The following is a 16376-nucleotide window of genomic DNA, read 5'->3' on the forward strand; positions in this document are numbered from 1 at the left end:
GCCGTAAATTAAGATTTCCCCTCACAAGGTTGGCGGGGGCCCTGTTCTCCTTTATAGAGATGGCGTGAACGATTCGGAGTCCAGAAGCCAATGGAAAACGCTGGGAACCTTGGTCACCTATCTCTGGCCGCCCGACCGGCGGGATCTCCGGATGCGAGTCGTGGCGGCGATGGGATTCCTCCTTCTCGGCAAAGCCGTCAACGTCTGCGTCCCCTATCTTTTTAAACTCGGCGTTGATGCTCTGGCGCCGCAGCCGTCGGTTCTTACGCTGCCGCTTTTCTTGATCGTGGCGTATGGCTTGGCCCGGGTGCTCGCCCAATTATTCGGGGAATTGCGCGACCTCGTCTTCATTGAAGTTTCGCAGAACGCCCAGAGAGTCATCGGCCTGAAGACTTTTCAGCACCTCCACGCGCTACCGCTCAGTTTTCATCTGGAACGGCAGACCGGAGGCCTCTCCCGCGTGATTGATCGCGGAACCAAGGGGATTCAATTCGTATTGACGTTCATGCTGTTCAACATCCTGCCGACGTTGGTCGAAATTTTCCTGGTCACGGCGATTCTCTTCCAGCGATTCAACGCCGGCTTTGCTGCCGTGGTCCTCCTCACGATTGTGTTGTACGTCGGCTATTCGTTCGGCATTACGAACTGGAGGTTGCGGTACCGCCGCGAGATGAACCAAACCGACACCGAAGCCAATACGAAAGCGGTCGACAGCCTGTTGAATTTCGAAACCGTCAAATATTTCGGCAACGAGACTCATGAACACCGAAGATTCGATCGGTCCCTGGCCGCGTACGAAACGGCGTCGGTGAAGAGCCAACTGGGCCTTTCTTTGTTGAATATCGGGCAGGGCACGATCATCGGCACCGGCCTGATTTTCTTGATGGTTATGGCGGGCCGCGGCGTCGTCGAGGGAAAGATGAGCGTCGGCGATTTCGTGATGGTGAACACCTATTTGATCCAGCTTTACCTGCCGCTGAACTTTCTCGGGTTCGTCTACCGGGAGATCAAGCAGGGACTGATCGACATGGAAAAGATGTTCGGACTTTTGGCGGTATATCCCACGATCCAAGATGCTCCGAACGCGAGCAAACTCGTCGTGAATGGGGGCGAGATTGAATTCGACAAGGTCGGCTTTTATTATGCTTCCGACCGCACGATTTTGAAAGATGTCAGTTTCCGCGTTCAGCCGGGAAAATCGGTGGCGATTGTGGGACCGAGCGGCGCCGGAAAATCGACGATTTCCCGCCTTCTGTTTCGGTTTTACGACGTGACATCCGGGGCGATTCGGATTGACGGCCAGGATATTCGGCAAGTAACGCAGGAGAGCCTGCGATCCGCCATAGGGATCGTACCCCAAGATACGGTGTTGTTTAACGACACGATCGGTTACAACATCCGGTATGGGCGTGTCGGGGCGACGGAAGAGGAAGTGCTCGAGGCTGCGCGTTTGGCTCACATTGACGATTTCGTTCAGAACCTGTCGGCGAAATATGAGACTGTCGTGGGGGAGCGGGGGCTTAAGTTGTCCGGCGGAGAGAAACAGCGGGTGTCGATCGCCCGCACAATTTTGAAGAGCCCGCAGATCCTTCTGTTCGATGAGGCCACCTCCTCACTCGATTCGCACACCGAAAAGGACATCCAAGCCTCTTTGTATGACGTATCGAAAAACCGGACGTCGTTGATGATTGCCCATCGCCTTTCCACCGTCGTGGATGCGGATGAAATTCTTGTCTTGAAGGAGGGTAGAATCGTGGAGCGGGGGACGCACGGACGGCTGCTCGTTAAGGGGGGCGAATACGCATCGATGTGGGCGCGCCAACAAGAGGCGGAGCGGTATGAGGAGGAATTTGGCGAGGAAATTCGAAAAAGAGCGGCCGGGTAAAACGATGCTCGTGTTGGTCGCGTGATGTCGGCGGACGGTCAAAGAGTTCTAGAACGGGACCTCCCCGACTACACGGTCGATTCGATCCTGGGGCGCGGAGCCACGTCGACGGTCTATCGAGCCGTTCAAAAGACTCTGGGTCGCTATGTGGCCATCAAACGATTCGCTCCCGAAACCCGATTGTCGGAAGGAGTCTCGAAGCGCTTTGAGCGCGAAGCGGCGATGTGGGCGCACTTCAAACATGAGAATCTGATTCACTTGTACGATTACCGGATGAGCGGGAGCACGCGCTACATCATCTTGGAATATTGCGATGGGTTCGAGCTTCGAGAACTGTTGTCTAAAACGGTCACGCTTCCGGCCCGCGTCGCGACGGCGATCGGCATTCAGGCTTTGACGGCGCTCGAATATCTGCATCGTTACGGGGTCGTGCATCGCGACGTGAAGCCGGGAAATCTCTTTGTCACATCGGAAGGGATCGTCAAGCTGATGGACTTCGGCATCTCTCTCTGTCCGGAGCTGGAGCCGATGACTCAACCGGGGCAGATCCTGGGCACCCCAGCGTACATGTCTCCGGAACAATCGCTCGGCCAGGAGATTAATTTCTCAAGCGATTTATTCTCTTTCGGCGTTGTGCTTTTCGAAATGCTGGAGGGATGCACGCCGTTTCGAGCGTCGACCTTGCAAGAAGCCATTGAGGAAGTTCGAAAAGGAAAGTACGCAAAGCCTTCCCGCAAGCATCCGGGACCTTTGCGGGATTTAATCGGGAAATGTCTGCACAAAAAGGTAACTAAAAGGATTTCAAGCGCGACGGAAGCTCGACGCAAACTGGAGCGATACCTCTCCCAGGTGACTCCGCAAGGGGAACGGGTGACGATCCGGAAGTACCTCCTCGAGGAAGGGATGGTCTCTCCGGAGTTTCATCTTTTCCCGAAGGGCGTGACGGAGACCACGGTGGACGGCCCACTGGCTACCGCGTTTTCCGCCATCAAAGAGACCGAAATCGAACCACGGGTTTCTCGATTAAGGCCGTATCTGCTGCTCTTGCTAGCGCTTGCCCTGTTGGGAGAGGTGTACTTTGGACATCCTTCGTTACGCCCGGACTGGATCACGCTTTGGGAAGTCTTGGCTTCGGCAGGCCGGTTTGCCGCTTCTTGGGTGTCAAAATGGATGTAAGACGCGTTCAAAATCAGAATTGCTGAAATGAACCGGCGGTGGTTAAATCCACGAAATGCTGAAAAGAAGTTTGGCTTTTTATCTGGCATCGCTGGCTTTCGGGTGTTCGGGAGATTCGGCCACTACGGCAAGTCTCGATCCTCCGCCGGAGGGCGAGGGCTTTCAATACGAGACCCAAGATATCTCCGTCCCGTTCGGCACCGAAGAGCAGGATTGTTATTTCTTCAAAATCCCGGGCGAAGGGACCGATCCGGTGTACATCAACAAGTTTGAAGTCGCCCAAAACGAGGGTTCACACCATATGAATATTTTTCGTGTGAAGACGATTCTCGAGTTGGATCCCGCGAACGGGGATATTCAAACCGCCTCCGACGGCGTGGGCCCTTGCGCCGATTCCGTGAATTGGGCCGATTGGCCGCTTATCGTCAATTCCCAAGAATCGGGTTACTTGGATTGGAAGCTTCCCGAAGGCGTTGCGGAGAGCTTCGTGCCGGGGGAGGTCATCATGCTTCAAAGTCACTACGTGAACGCCGTTACGCAGCAAACGCCGACCGTGGGTCACGTGAAAGTGAATTTTTGGACGATGCCCGCCGCGGAAGTTAGATCGGAGGTGGGGACTCTATTCGCTACCAAGCAGTCGATCCGCGTTTGCGAATCAAATCCGGAACCGGCGTTCGACGGCTCCTGTCATTTCAGTAATACGGAGCCGATCCATATCATCGGGGCGAACAGCCACTTCCATAGCCGCGGGAAGCAATTCGATCTCTATACCTGGGACGGCGTATCCCTCACGCGGCCGCCGGATTCCGATCACTTTTATCAATCTCTGGAATGGGACGAACCGCCGATGGCCCGTTCGCCGGAACTCGACGCGGTCGTTCCGGTCAACGGCGGGATTTGGTACACCTGTGAATATGAATGGAAGAACCCTCCGGGGGACCTCACGTGCAGCGACGTGAACGCTTTCGATGCCACGTACTTCAATACACCGAGCGATCTTCAGGACTGTTGCTACACGTTTGGAAACAGCACGCAGCTGGCCGAGCATTGCAACGTGTTCGTTTACTATTATCCGAAGGTCGATAACATCAATTGCTTTTGACGGTCCCCATGCAAAATCCAACGACGTGGAGCGCAATTTGTTTGTTGATTCTCCTCTCTAGTTGCAGCGGCGACGACGCCGGCCAAAACTCCAATACCGTGACCACGACGACGTGTGACACGGATTCCGGCGAACGGACGACGGCGATGTTCGGGGATGCAGCTTCGGACCCTCAGATAACCGTACTTGCGCGCCAAGAAAATGGATCGACGACCGATGTCGGTGAAGGGGTGACGATTTCCTTGATGGAACCGCCACAGGGTGGGCGCGTGATGTTTATCGGTGTGAAAGCGATGAACTTCGGCGCATGCGGCGTCCGTTTAGAGGCGTCGTTGCAAGACGAAGCGACGCAGCAGGTTCAGTTTGATAACCGAAGCTTCAATTTGGTTCCTGTCGAAGATGGATGGGGAAGCAGCGCTCTGGCCGATCTTTCGACCTTCTCCAACATCCCTCTCTGTCCGAACAACTGGTCCGATTCGAATATTTATGACAACACGTTTCTTCTAACCGTGACGCTGACCGATCTTCAAGACCGGCAGGTCACCTTCACGGCGCACGTGACGCCGACCTGTATGCCGGGTGCGGAACAGGCGCAGTGCCAATGTTTTTGCAAGACTGGTTACGTCCTGGGTCAATCGTGCAGTTAGCGTCCTGTCGCCGAAATAGACTTAGCAATTTAGAAGTTTTGGGATTTTGGAGTTCGGGTCACTCCAAGGCTTCGTCTCCTCGGTTCACTACGGTCGCTACGACGGGGGCCCCTCCGCGCTTCCGCGATGCGCCACTTCGTGGTGTGACGCGGAAGGCGAGGGACCCTCGCCGAAGCAACCGAGGCGTGGACGAGGATTCGGAGCCCTGGAGCAAGGCGACCGAGGTCTTCTCCGGCGTCCAAGAAATTTAGCAGAACAAAATTTAGGCCAATAGCTTGTTGAATGTGGAGACGAGTTCTTGGAGCGCGGCGGGTCGAAGGGGATTCGACCATAGGCCCCCTTCTTTGAGCGAAGAGCCGACGATCATGGCGTCGGCGTGCGGAAGATATTCGGACAAATTCCGACTTGTGATTCCGGATCCGATCCATACGGGAATATTCACGGCTTCGGAAACCCGTTTCACTTTTTCCGGGTCCGCGGGGGAGGCCGTTTCCTTGCCGCTCACAATGACGCCGTCCGCGAGAAAACGCTCGGCCGCCGTCGCTTCTTGCACGATGTCGACATCCTGCGTGATCGCGTGAGCGGCGTGTTTTTTCTTAATATCGGCGATAATTTTCACGTCCTCGGCGCCGATGGATCGGCGGTAGCGAACAAGGTCCGCCGCGCAAGCGTCGATAAATCCGCTATGCGCGATATGGGCGTAGACAAACGCCTCGGCGCGCATGAACGAAGCACCCACGGCGTGTGCTACAGCGAGGGCCTCGCGGTTGGCGCCGGTCAAAATTTGAATGCCGAGAGGGATGCGCACCGATTTGCGCACCTCCTGTCCGATCACCGTCATGGCGGCGGTTGTCGCGGGATCCGCCGTTCGAGCTGGATACGGCCGGTCATGCATGTTTTCAATCATGACGGCGTGGAAGCCGGCCTTTTCATAAGCCTTCGCTTCCGACACCGCAGTTTCGACGATCGACTTCATCGCCAACTCCGAACGCGGGCTTCCGGGCAACGCACGAACATGGACCATTCCGATAAGGGCCTTCGGAGCGCCAAAGAGAGCCTTTGTCTCTGTCGGTCTCACGCGGGCAGATTAAGCGGGAACAAGATCGAGAGCAACTCCTGTACACCGACGGGCTCTTGGAATAGCCTCGCTCCCGAAAGGAGAAAAGCCGCCATGGGAAGCAAAGGTCGTGAAATCGTTGGAATGGATGTCGAAGAATTAATTGGTCTGTTAAATCGGGCATTCGCCGATGAGTGGTTGGCGTATTATCAGTATTGGCTGGGCGCCAAGGTCGCCAAAGGACCCATGAAAGAAGCGGTGATCGCGGAACTAATGCAACACGCGACGGACGAACTGCGCCATGCCGATATGGTCTCCAATCGAATTGTCCAACTCGGAGGCACACCGGTCACGACGCCGGAAAAGTGGAACAAATTAACCAACTGTGGATACGACGCGCCGGAAAACCCGGATGTGGTCGAGCTTTTAAAACAGAACGTCAAAGGGGAGCAGTGCGCGATCGGGGTCTACAAGAAAATGATGGAACTGACGAAAGACAAGGACCCCGTTACGTACAACATGGTGCTCCAAATTCTGCAGGACGAGGTGCAGCACGAAGAAGATTTGCAGGCCCTTCAGGAAGATATCGGAATGATGCTCAAACCCCGCTGACTTGACAAGCCGCTCGGATTGCGGGATAAACGCCGCTGACAACAGTTTTGTAGGCCCGCCTATCGATAGTTTTTCCGGTTAGATCGTTAATCGCGCTCCAAAACATAAACTTAAAATCAAGATAATCGGATAAGGAAAAGTTAATGACTAAGAAGTTATTTATTGGAAATTGCAGTTATACCCTCGACGAGACGGCCCTTCAGGCCTTTATCGAGTCGAACGGACTTCAGGTTTCGTCCGTACAAATTATTCGCGATCGTGAAACCGGTCGGTCCCGTGGATTCGGCTTTGCCGAACTCTCGGGCTCCGAAAGCGTTGAGAACGCGATTCAAGCTCTAAACGGCAAAGAGATCGACGGACGCCCTCTTACGGTGAATGAAGCCCGGGAGCGGCAGCCGAAGTTTTCAGCCGCTAATTACGGCGATTCAACGGGATCGCGCGATTATCGCGGCAACGGCAAACGTTCCGCCCGCTGGTAAACGCTGAATTTTAAACGGAAGCCTCTTCGGAGGCTTCCGTTATTTTTCGAGCTTGGCCGTAAGCGTAATGTTCGCTTTCAGCACTTGCGAAACCGGACAATTCGCCTTTGCGTCGGCCACCAATTCATCGAACTTGGTTTGATTCGCGTTGGGAACTTTGGCGGTGAGATCCAAGTGCACCGTCGTGATCGTCCAATTTCCGCTGACCTGCTCCAGCGTCAATGTCGCTTGCGTTGAAAGTTTTTCAGGCGGGAAGCCCGCTTTGCTTAAGCGCGCCGATAATGCCATCGTAAAACAGCCCGCGTGAGCCGCGGCGATCAGCTCTTCCGGATTGGTTCCCTTCCCGTTTTCAAAACGGCTTGTGAAGGAATACGGGGTATTGCTTAAAACTCCGCTGGCGGTGCTAAGCGTTCCCTTTCCTTTTTGCAGGTCGCCGGTCCAGACGGCTGAGGCGGTTCGTTTCATCGGTTCTCCTTTCGGGTTTTCCGCTTATACCATTTTCCTCAGTACGGCTCATGGGAAAGGAGCTTTGTCCCGATGGATTTACTCCGTTTCGATTATGGCGTAAGAAAATCGACCGCGGATCCTATGTGCCGAAAGGCTACCGGAATCTTCACGCGGCTCCTCTTGACCGAAGCCAAGCTTGTGTATGCCGCCGAGCCGAATCCCGAAATGCGGGCCATTGCGGAAAGAGACCTATCAAGTTTCCCGAATTACCGCAGTGTGATCGCCACGGCGGAGCATACGAGGGATTCGTTAACGTTCGCGGAATCGATTACGCGATACGGTGCGATGATCTCCGCACTTGAAGCTTTGTTCGAAGCTTATAAGGTGGGAGAAGGGGCTACGATGGAGCTTGAAACCAAGTTATTTCTGGGTGGGTACGAGAGTGGGAAATAAATCGTGAAGCGTAGAAACGAGAATCGACGGAGACCATCGGAACGGCAGGTTGCTTTGGCGATTGATATCGGCGGGACGAATCTGCGCGTTGCGATGGTGTCCCGCAATGGAACGATTCTGGGTCAACGAAGCGAGCCGACTCCGCGTGGGCGCGCGGAGAAGGCAATTTTGGCCCAAATCATCCGATTAACGCGCAATCTTTTTTCAATCGGCCGGAAAATCAAAGGCATCGGCGTGTCCGTCCCCGGTTTCTTGGATCGGTCTGGAAGCACGGTCTCCTACTCACCCAATTTCCCGAACTGGAGAAATGTTCAACTGGCGAAGTCCTTCCGGCGAGAACTTCAAATCCCCTGTTATCTCGAAAACGACGGTAACTGCGCCGCTTTGGGCGAACATTGGAAGGGAGCCGCTCGCGGGTTATCGGACGTCGTTTTTCTCACGTTAGGGACCGGTGTCGGTGGTGGAATCCTGATGAACGGTCATTTGGTTCGAGGCGCGAGAGGGGGAGGGGCCGAACTAGGGCACATCATCGTGGACCCACGGGGTCACCTCTGTGGCTGCGGAAACCGTGGATGCTTGGAAGCCATGGCCTCCGGAACTGCCATGAAGAGGAGAACCGGGCGCTCAGCGGAGGAACTTTTCCGCCGGTCGCGCGGCGGCGACCGGAGGGCTCTGCGCACATTTGAGGAAATGGGAAGAGCGCTGGCCTCGGGAATCGCTTCACTCGCTTTCTGTCTGGATCCGGATCTGGTCGTTGTCGGAGGAAATCTCTCTCACGCGTTTTCGGCTTTTGCCCCGGCGATGAAACGGGAGCTTCGGCGTCGTTTGCGAAATCACCCGGCCCGAAATCTGGAGGTTGTTCGGGGCCGTTATCCCAACGACGCGAGTCTTTTGGGCGCCGCTTATCTGGTGTTTGCCGGGGGAAATCGCCGAGCCTGATCCTTCCACCGTATGGTCAAACGCAAATTCAATTCGTACGCGGAGGAATGGTGCGTTTACATCCTTCAAACGAAAGATGGAAAATTCTATACAGGCGTTACGAAGGATATCGATCGAAGGATGGACGAACACAAACGAACCGGAAAAGGCGCGAAGTTCTTCCGATTCTCGAAGCCTCGGAAGGTGGTTTTTAAGGAAAAGGTTTTGGGAAGATCTCCGGCTCTCAAAAGAGAGGCGGCCATCAAGAAGCTCTCGCGCCGCGCGAAGCTTGAACTCTTAAAGCTCAAATAAAAACCGCCCCTCTCCAGCCGTTACCGGCCAAAGAGGGGCGGGGAAAAAGGATTTTCTAAATTACCAGCGCTTGCCGCGGCCACCGCGATCCCGGTTGCCGCCACCGCCGCCGCCGCCGCCGAAACCACCACTGCGGTTTCCGCCGCCGCTCCGCGGCTCCATCGGACGGGCTTCGTTCACCGTAAGCGCACGACCTTCGTGCTCGGTGCCGTTCAGCTTTGCAATCGCTTCTTTCGCCTCGGCGTCCGTGGACATCTCGACGAAACCAAAACCCTTGCTCCGACCCGTGTCCCGGTCGGTAATGATCTTTGCGGATTCGACGGTGCCGAAAGCCGAGAACATTTCCGTGAGGGAAGTGTCGTTAATAGAAAAGGGTAAATTACCTACGTACAGTTTCTTGTTCATTTGTTTTCCTTCTTTCGAGGATTGTTGCCACGAAAGAGGATCAAAGCACCATGCCGAACACTCCCTGAGGCGACGGCGAATGCTTTTGCCACAATTCGCGGTACGTGTCAATCGGCGCAACGTCACGAGAAGAGTCTGTCTGGTGGTCGTTCAAACTTCAGTCAATCGAATAAATATGCATAGTTTCAAAGACTTCCGGCATACGGAGAATTTAACGCCAGGCAGCATAAATGATCTGGATCATGGTCCCTTCAACCGTTTACCCGGACAGTGGAACAGTGAAGAAAAACAGCTCGGTCATGTTGGACGCCAACGAAGCCGTCGGTTCGATTGCGTACCGCACGAATGAAGTCATCGCCATCTATCCCATCACCCCGTCATCGCCGATGGGGGAATGGGCGGATGAGTGGGCCGCCAAAGGGATGAAAAACATCTTCGGCGATGTTCCGGAGGTCGTGGAGATGCAATCCGAGGGCGGCGTGGCGGGAGCGGTGCACGGCGCTTTGCAGACCGGCGCTCTCACAACAACATTCACGGCTTCACAAGGGTTGTTGCTGATGATCCCCAATCTTTACAAGATTGCGGGAGAGCTGACGCCATTTACGTTGCATGTGGCGGCGCGAACCGTGGCCACGCACGCTCTTTCGATTTTCGGCGATCACTCGGATGTCATGGCTTGCCGGCCAACCGGCTTCGCCTTTCTCTGCTCCAATTCCGTTCAAGAAGCCCAAGATCTGGCGCTGATCGCACAGATGGCTTCGCTCGAATCTCGCATTCCCTTCCTCCACTTCTTTGACGGATTTCGAACGTCCCACGAGATCGCAAAGATCGAGCCGCTTTCCGACGACGATCTGAAAGCGTTGACCGATCCCAAAAGGATTTCCGAGTTCCGAAACCGTTCGCTCACTCCCGATCGGCCGGTGATCCGCGGGACGGCGCAAAATCCCGACGCGTTCTTTCAAGCCAGAGAGGCCTGCAATCCCTGGTACTCCAACTGCGCTTCCGTCGTTCAGCAGATGATGGATCGATTCGGCGAACGGAGTGGGCGGCGATACCGGCTTTTCGATTACGTCGGCCACCCCCAGGCCGAACGTGTCATCGTCATGATGGGATCGGGGGCGGAGACGGCGCTGGAAGTCGTGGAGGAAAGGGCGGGTCGAGGCGAGAAAGTCGGCCTCGTATGCGTACGCCTTTATCGACCCTTCGACGTTGGGGCGCTATGCCGAGCGCTCCCCGCGAGCGTGAAATCGATCGCCGTACTCGACCGGACGAAGGAACCGGGCGGCCCGGGCGAGCCGCTCTATTTGGATGTCGTGTGCGCCCTGCACGAAACGCGTGCCGACGGATCCTCGGAAAAAGCGTTCCCCCGAATCGTGGCCGGGCGGTACGGGCTTTCCTCGAAAGAGTTCACGCCGGCCATGGTGAAGGCGGTGTTCTCGAATCTGAAGCAGGCCGTGCCGAAGAACCGTTTCACCGTCGGAATCAACGACGATGTGTCTCGTACGTCGCTTCCATTCGAGTCGGCGCCCGAACCGCGGCGTGAGGGAGTGACCGAAGCGCTATTTTTCGGCCTCGGATCGGACGGAACCGTGGGGGCCAATAAGAACTCGATCAAGATCATTGGTGAAGGGACCGATCTTTACGCCCAAGGATATTTTGTCTACGACTCGAAAAAGGCGGGGGCGATGACCGCGTCGCACCTCCGCTTCGGAAAGAAACCGATTCACTCGACGTATCAAATCCAAGAGGCCGATTTCGTTGCGTGCCATCAGTTCAATTTTCTCGAAAAGCTGGAGATCCTGGAATTTGCCAGGGCGGGCGCCACGGTCCTTCTCAATGCGCCGTATCCGATCGATCGGGTGTGGGAGCATCTTCCGAAAGAGGCGCAGGAAGCGATCGTTCAGAAAAAACTCCGCGTCTATTCAATTGAGGCGGACAAAATCGCCTTAGAAGCCGGGATAAAGGGGCGGGTCAACACGATCATGCAGGTTTGCTTCTTTGCGCTTTCCTCGGTGCTCTCGAAGGATGAAGCTATCGCCGCGATCAAAGGCGCGATTCAAAAAACGTACGCCAAGCGCGGTCCCGACGTGGTCCGGCAGAACATCGAGGCCGTGGACCAGACTCTGGCGCATTTGCATGAACTGCCCGTGCCGGCGTCGCCGAAATGGTCCGCTCCGCGCCTGCCGATGGTCGCCGGCGAGGCGCCCGATCTGGTGCAGCGTGTGACGGCGCTCATGATGGCAAACAAAGGGGACCTGCTTCCCGTCAGCGCATTCCCGCCCGACGGCACGTGGCCGACGGGGACGAGCCGCTGGGAAAAACGAAATCTCGCGTCGGAAATCCCGGCGTGGGATCCGAGCATCTGTATCCAGTGCAACAAATGCGCGCTGATCTGCCCGCACGCGGCGATCCGTGCCAAAGTTTATTCACCCGGAGATCTCGCTCAAGCGCCTCCAACGTTCAAATCGAACGAATTTAAGAGCCACGATCTTCCGGGAATGAAATACACCATCCAGGTCGCGCCGGAAGATTGCACGGGATGCACGCTCTGCGTGATGGTTTGCCCCGCGAAGGACAAGTCGAATCCGAAACACAAGGCGATCGACATGGTTCCTCAGAGACCGATCCGGGAAACGGAAATCGCCAACTATGCGTTCTTTCTGCAAGTTCGGGAGGCGGATCGGACGAAGATCAAAGCCGACGTCAAAGGTTCGCAGTTTCTCCAACCGCTTTTCGAGTATTCGGGAGCGTGCGCCGGTTGCGGAGAGACGCCTTACCTGAAACTCTTGACCCAGCTGTTTGGAGATCGCCTGATGATCGCCAACGCCACCGGCTGTTCGTCGATTTACGGCGGCAACCTTCCGACGACGCCGTACTCGAAAAATCGAGAAGGGCGGGGGCCGGTCTGGTCGAATTCGTTGTTTGAAGACAATGCCGAATTTGGTTTCGGCTACCGCTTGGGGCAGGACGCCAAAGTCCGCATGGTGCGGCGTCTGGTGGAGACGCTTCAACCCGACTTGGGAGATGAATTTGTACGGCAACTTCTCGATTCGCCGCAGACGACCGAGGAAGAAATCTCCGCGCAGCGGAAACGGGTGGAGGATCTTAAGGGCCGCCTGCGAAAAAATTCGCGGCCCGAGGCTCCCCAACTTCTCGAATTGGCCGACGAGCTGGTGCGCAAGAGCATTTGGATCGTCGGAGGGGACGGGTGGGCTTACGATATCGGCTTCGGAGGCTTGGACCACGTGCTTGCCATGGGGAAGAACGTCAATCTTTTGGTATTGGACACCGAGGTCTATTCGAATACGGGAGGGCAGCAGTCCAAATCCACACCCATGGGCGCCGCGGCAAAATTCGCCATGGCCGGACGCGAACTTCCCAAGAAGGATCTTGGGATGATGGCGATGACGTATGGGCATATCTATGTCGCTCGCGTGGCACTGGGAGCCAAAGATGCTCAAACGGTGCGGGCATTCATGGAAGCCGAATCGTACGACGGCCCGTCGATGATCATCGCTTACAGCCACTGCATTGCACACGGGTACAACATGGCTTACGGGCCTGCGCAACAGAAGCTGGCCGTCGATTCGGGAATCTGGCCGCTCTACCGATTTGATCCGCGCCGTGTGGCCGAAAACCAGCCGCCGCTGCAACTCGATTCGCCTCCTCCCAAGAGCCGGCCGATTGACTACATGCAAGGAGAGACCCGTTTTCGTATGGCCGAGAAAATCGATCCGAAACGATTTCAACGCCTGATGCAGAAGGCGGTTCGGCAGGCGGCCGACCGTTGGTCGATTTACGAGCAGCTCGCCGGCTTGCGGATCCCCAGAGACGACGGTAAGGACGGCACGGGGAATGGAAGCCGTGGCTGACCTCACGACGAACTATCTCGGCCTCAAGCTCCCTCACCCGCTGATTCCGGGAGCATCGCCCATGGTTGACGACCTCGACCTGGTGAAAATACTGGAAGATTCGGGGGCGGCGGCCATCGTCATGCACTCGCTGTTCGAGGAACAGATCGTCGGCGAGACGCTCGGAGCGCAGGCGCACGTCGACAGCTACACGGACTCGTTTGGTGAAGCGCTGAGCTATCTCCCAACTCCGGCGGAATATCAACTCGGGCCGGACGACTACCTCGAACAGATTCGAGAGATCAAATTGTCGGTAGGTGTCCCGGTGATCGGATCGCTCAATGGAACGACCGAAGGCGGCTGGCTCCAATACGCCCGCCTCATCGAAGAAGCGGGAGCCGATGCTCTCGAATTGAATGTCTATTCCGTTCCCACTGATTTAAGCGACGATGCCGCCGCCGTGGAACGGCGGGTGGAATCGATCCTACGGAACGTTCGAAAAACGGTGAAAATCCCGATCGCCGTGAAGCTTTCTCCCTTTTTTTCTTCGCTTCCGCACTTTGCAAAAAAACTTGAAGAGGCCGGTGCCGACGGCCTCGTCCTGTTCAATCGGTTTTACCAACCGGACATCGACCCGGAGGAGCTGGAGGTGCGTCAGACACTCCGGCTTTCGGATCCGAGCGAATTGACCCTCCGTTTGACGTGGCTTGCCGTTCTATCGGGACGGGTGAAGCCATCTCTCGCCGTCAGCGGCGGCGTGCACTCGGGCATTGATGCCGTGAAGGCGACCATGGCGGGCGCGCACGCGGTTCAGTTGGTCTCGGTCCTTCTCCGAAAAGGTCCAAAGTATTTGGCGCAGATTCGACATGAAATGTCGGATTGGCTCGAAAAGAACGAGTACGATTCGCTGGAGAAAATGCGGGGTAACATGAATCTCCTCCACTGCCCCGATCCGAAGGCGTACGCACGCGGAAACTACATCAAGCTGCTTCAGAGCTTCCGCTGGTAGAACGGCATTCCCCGGAAAATCCCTAACCGTCGAGTCCCAGAGGGACGAAGACGGAAATTATGGCGTCGGAGTCGGCGTGGGGGTCGGCGAGATCACCACCGACACGTTGTTCGGCGGTCCCGCGGTCCGGTCCACGCACTGCTCGAAAATACCGCGCTCGGATTCGTCGTTCTCGATCTCGAAGACGCGGACGCAGAGCTGGTCACCCGGTTGGCCCCGGATCTCGACCTCGATCGTATTTTCCTCAAAGAGATTCACTTCGATCGTCTTTTCAAACGAATCGTTGTGGAAATCGCTCGGATCCATGATGTCGCTGTCATTCAACTTTACGAATCCGCTGGAGACTCCGTCGGAAACCACCGTAAGGCGGAACTCCCCGGAAACTTCGTCGCCGGTTCCCGTTCCTTGAGCGCGGCTGTCTTTTTTGAATATGCTGTTCGTCACGAGGTCGTCGGCACGGAACGTTTCCGAAAACCCCATGGTGTCGTTGCTGCAGCGGGACGTTGCTAGAGCCAAAATGCAAACGGTTGAAATTACAAAGAAATTATTTTCGCGCATATTCACTCCTTTCGCGGCCGTGTTCTGTATCAGACTGACGCGTTTATTGCCAACGGAGATACCGAAAACTACTTCAGAGCTTCCGCCGGGAGCATCGCACCCGAACGGCCGGATCTTCTTCCAGCCAGCACGTACAAGACCGAAAAAACAGCGATCGTACAGACCAGAACCGCCCATTCTTTGATGGAGATGCTGGTGAGCAGCCAGAGCATCGTTCCGATGGACACGGCGGCGCAGGCGTGAACGACGATCGTTTTGGATGAAGACCGAGACGATAATCGCGTGCGCTGATCCACGATCCATGCGGCGGCGATACATAAAATGTAAAGAAGCACGGCCGACAAGTTGGCCAAAACCGCGAGCGCCTCGAATGAACTCGACACCGTCAGGACCAAAACCAAAGCACTTTGTGTCGCGATGGCTATGTTGGGCGTCCGATGATTCGGATTTAAGCGGCAAAAAAAGTTCGGTAGAACTCCGCGTTCGGAAAAAGCGTAGAGCACGCGTGGAAGAGACAACGTCATGCTGAAGAGAAACCCGAACATGGACATCGCCGCGCCGGCGACCAAAAACCACCGCCCCGGTTCCCCAAACAGTTCTCCCGCGACGGCTACAAGAGGAGCCTGGACATTTTTGCTGAGTCCGTCCCCGAGGACGGCCTGGCTGACCATTTGAAGGCTCACATACAGGACCACAACGCTGGCCAGAGCGATCGCGAGAGAGATCGGGACGGTTTTTCGAGGATCGCGGATTTCTCCGCTGGGAACCAGGGCGCTTTCGATTCCCATGTACGCGAAGATGAGCAGCATCGCCGTGCGAGCGAAACTTTTCGGCTCGAACGGAGCGTGAATTAAAATGGCCCCACCTCGCAATTCGGGCAGACCGAACGCAAGCAAGGCGAGAAGCGGCAACAACTTGAGCGCGGTAACGATCAATAGAAGCGTGGAACTCTTCTGAACGGTTCGGAAGTTCGCTAAGGTAAGGCCGGCGAAAAGAACCAAAAGACTCCCCGAGCGTACGGTGAGCGTGCCGAAAGCCGGAAAAAGAGCAGCAAAGGAGTCCATGAGTGCGTTGGCCACCGATGCCATTGCGAACGTCCCCAGAAGCCAGACCAAGACTCCAGCGACAAATCCCGGGTACGGTCCAAAGGCTTGCATCACATACGCGTACGGACCCCCTGTTTTCAGCGTCTGTCGGCCCACGAGGGCGAAGCAAAATCCTACGCACAATATAAGCGCGCCGCACACCAAGTAGACGTGGGGCGTCCATGCTCCCGCCTGCAGATAAACAATCCCGGGCAGGCGGAAAATGCCGCCTCCCACCGTGCAGTTGAAAATCGCGGCCGAAAGGCCGGAAATAGCGAGTCCTCGAATGAGGGACCTATTCTCCGTTGTGTTCATGGTACCAACCTCTTTATTCTGCGGTCCACACGAGAAAGTCCTCGCGTGAAAGGGTCCGTTTGTAA

General features: G+C 56.0%; 16 protein-coding genes. 11 read left to right on the top strand and 5 right to left on the bottom strand.

The window, feature by feature from the left end; all coding sequences use genetic code 11:
- Positions 1-64: 64 nt before the first annotated feature.
- Genes VI895_01100 through VI895_01115 form a run of 4 tightly spaced genes read left to right on the top strand, consistent with a single transcriptional unit; the run spans position 65 to position 4810 of the window.
- A complete protein-coding gene (locus VI895_01100) occupies positions 65-1885 on the top strand; it encodes an ABC transporter ATP-binding protein/permease (GenBank protein HLG18395.1) in 1821 nt (606 codons plus the stop codon).
- 24 nt (positions 1886-1909) lie between these two features.
- Positions 1910-3061, top strand: a complete 1152-nt coding sequence (locus VI895_01105; protein HLG18396.1) for a serine/threonine-protein kinase — start codon at positions 1910-1912, stop codon at positions 3059-3061.
- Positions 3062-3116: 55 nt separating this feature from the next.
- Positions 3117-4163 carry a hypothetical protein gene (locus VI895_01110; GenBank protein ID HLG18397.1) on the top strand — a complete coding sequence of 349 codons (1047 nt, stop codon included), beginning with the start codon at positions 3117-3119 and terminating at the stop codon, positions 4161-4163.
- 8 nt (positions 4164-4171) lie between these two features.
- The gene (locus VI895_01115; GenBank protein ID HLG18398.1) at positions 4172-4810 is read left to right on the top strand and encodes a hypothetical protein; all 639 of its coding nucleotides are present in this window, start codon (positions 4172-4174) and stop codon (positions 4808-4810) included.
- 262 nt (positions 4811-5072) lie between these two features.
- On the opposite strand, the gene VI895_01120 is transcribed toward VI895_01115, so the two are convergent.
- The gene (locus tag VI895_01120; GenBank protein HLG18399.1) at positions 5073-5888 is read right to left on the bottom strand and encodes a BtpA/SgcQ family protein; all 816 of its coding nucleotides are present in this window, start codon (positions 5886-5888) and stop codon (positions 5073-5075) included.
- Between the two features lie 93 nt (positions 5889-5981).
- Here VI895_01120 and VI895_01125 point away from each other — a divergent pair, with 93 nt between their 5' ends.
- Together VI895_01125 and VI895_01130 are read left to right on the top strand one after the other, a co-directional pair.
- Positions 5982-6479, top strand: coding sequence for a ferritin-like domain-containing protein (locus tag VI895_01125; GenBank protein HLG18400.1), 498 nt, complete (start codon positions 5982-5984; stop codon positions 6477-6479).
- Positions 6480-6622: 143 nt separating this feature from the next.
- Positions 6623-6958, top strand: a complete 336-nt coding sequence (locus tag VI895_01130; protein ID HLG18401.1) for an RNA-binding protein — start codon at positions 6623-6625, stop codon at positions 6956-6958.
- Between the two features lie 39 nt (positions 6959-6997).
- Here the strand turns inward: VI895_01130 and VI895_01135 are convergent, their stop codons facing one another.
- Positions 6998-7423: an OsmC family protein gene (locus tag VI895_01135; protein ID HLG18402.1), complete on the bottom strand. Its 426-nt coding sequence runs from the start codon at positions 7421-7423 to the stop codon at positions 6998-7000.
- A 123-nt stretch (positions 7424-7546) separates the two neighbouring features.
- Here VI895_01135 and VI895_01140 point away from each other — a divergent pair, with 123 nt between their 5' ends.
- The 3 genes from VI895_01140 to VI895_01150 are packed head-to-tail and all read left to right on the top strand — an operon-like array spanning position 7547 to position 9088.
- On the top strand, positions 7547-7858 hold the full coding sequence (locus tag VI895_01140) for a hypothetical protein (GenBank protein HLG18403.1): 312 nt from the start codon (positions 7547-7549) through the stop codon (positions 7856-7858).
- A gap of 3 nt (positions 7859-7861) precedes the next feature.
- Complete coding sequence (locus VI895_01145; GenBank protein ID HLG18404.1) at positions 7862-8797, top strand: ROK family protein; 936 nt, start codon at positions 7862-7864, stop codon at positions 8795-8797.
- Positions 8798-8809: 12 nt separating this feature from the next.
- On the top strand, positions 8810-9088 hold the full coding sequence (locus tag VI895_01150) for a GIY-YIG nuclease family protein (GenBank protein ID HLG18405.1): 279 nt from the start codon (positions 8810-8812) through the stop codon (positions 9086-9088).
- A 60-nt stretch (positions 9089-9148) separates the two neighbouring features.
- Here VI895_01150 and VI895_01155 read toward each other — a convergent pair whose 3' ends face one another.
- Entirely contained in the window at positions 9149-9493 is a 345-nt protein-coding gene (locus VI895_01155) for an RNA-binding protein (protein ID HLG18406.1), read from the bottom strand.
- A 299-nt stretch (positions 9494-9792) separates the two neighbouring features.
- Between VI895_01155 and nifJ the strand changes: the two genes are divergently transcribed.
- Together nifJ and VI895_01165 are read left to right on the top strand one after the other, a co-directional pair.
- Positions 9793-13365 (top strand): pyruvate:ferredoxin (flavodoxin) oxidoreductase, encoded by a 3573-nt coding sequence (nifJ, locus tag VI895_01160; protein ID HLG18407.1) that lies wholly within the window; start codon positions 9793-9795, stop codon positions 13363-13365.
- Entirely contained in the window at positions 13349-14353 is a 1005-nt protein-coding gene (locus tag VI895_01165) for a dihydroorotate dehydrogenase-like protein (protein ID HLG18408.1), read from the top strand. Before nifJ ends, VI895_01165 begins: the two co-directional genes overlap by 17 nt.
- A 57-nt stretch (positions 14354-14410) precedes the next feature.
- Here VI895_01165 and VI895_01170 read toward each other — a convergent pair whose 3' ends face one another.
- Entirely contained in the window at positions 14411-14911 is a 501-nt protein-coding gene (locus tag VI895_01170; protein HLG18409.1) for a hypothetical protein, read from the bottom strand.
- Positions 14912-14979: 68 nt separating this feature from the next.
- The gene (locus tag VI895_01175) at positions 14980-16311 is read right to left on the bottom strand and encodes an APC family permease (protein HLG18410.1); all 1332 of its coding nucleotides are present in this window, start codon (positions 16309-16311) and stop codon (positions 14980-14982) included.
- Between the last annotated feature and the right edge of the window lie 65 nt (positions 16312-16376).

The organism is Bdellovibrionota bacterium (genome assembly GCA_035292885.1).
In the GTDB taxonomy this organism is placed as follows: domain Bacteria; phylum Bdellovibrionota_G; class JALEGL01; order JALEGL01; family DATDPG01; genus DATDPG01.

Excerpts from the sequence above, each read along its gene's own strand:
- nifJ (HLG18407.1), top strand. The coding sequence starts at position 9,793 with ATGTTGGACGCCAACGAAGCCGTCGGTTCGATTGCGTACCGCACGAAT.
- VI895_01170 (HLG18409.1), bottom strand. The coding sequence starts at position 14,911 with ATGCGCGAAAATAATTTCTTTGTAATTTCAACCGTTTGCATTTTGGCT.
- VI895_01125 (HLG18400.1), top strand. The coding sequence starts at position 5,982 with ATGGGAAGCAAAGGTCGTGAAATCGTTGGAATGGATGTCGAAGAATTA.
- VI895_01130 (HLG18401.1), top strand. The coding sequence starts at position 6,623 with ATGACTAAGAAGTTATTTATTGGAAATTGCAGTTATACCCTCGACGAG.
- VI895_01140 (HLG18403.1), top strand. The coding sequence starts at position 7,547 with ATGTGCCGAAAGGCTACCGGAATCTTCACGCGGCTCCTCTTGACCGAA.
- VI895_01135 (HLG18402.1), bottom strand. The coding sequence starts at position 7,423 with ATGAAACGAACCGCCTCAGCCGTCTGGACCGGCGACCTGCAAAAAGGA.
- VI895_01175 (HLG18410.1), bottom strand. The coding sequence starts at position 16,311 with ATGAACACAACGGAGAATAGGTCCCTCATTCGAGGACTCGCTATTTCC.
- VI895_01105 (HLG18396.1), top strand. The coding sequence starts at position 1,910 with ATGTCGGCGGACGGTCAAAGAGTTCTAGAACGGGACCTCCCCGACTAC.
- VI895_01150 (HLG18405.1), top strand. The coding sequence starts at position 8,810 with ATGGTCAAACGCAAATTCAATTCGTACGCGGAGGAATGGTGCGTTTAC.
- VI895_01115 (HLG18398.1), top strand. The coding sequence starts at position 4,172 with ATGCAAAATCCAACGACGTGGAGCGCAATTTGTTTGTTGATTCTCCTC.
- VI895_01165 (HLG18408.1), top strand. The coding sequence starts at position 13,349 with ATGGAAGCCGTGGCTGACCTCACGACGAACTATCTCGGCCTCAAGCTC.
- VI895_01110 (HLG18397.1), top strand. The coding sequence starts at position 3,117 with ATGCTGAAAAGAAGTTTGGCTTTTTATCTGGCATCGCTGGCTTTCGGG.
- VI895_01155 (HLG18406.1), bottom strand. The coding sequence starts at position 9,493 with ATGAACAAGAAACTGTACGTAGGTAATTTACCCTTTTCTATTAACGAC.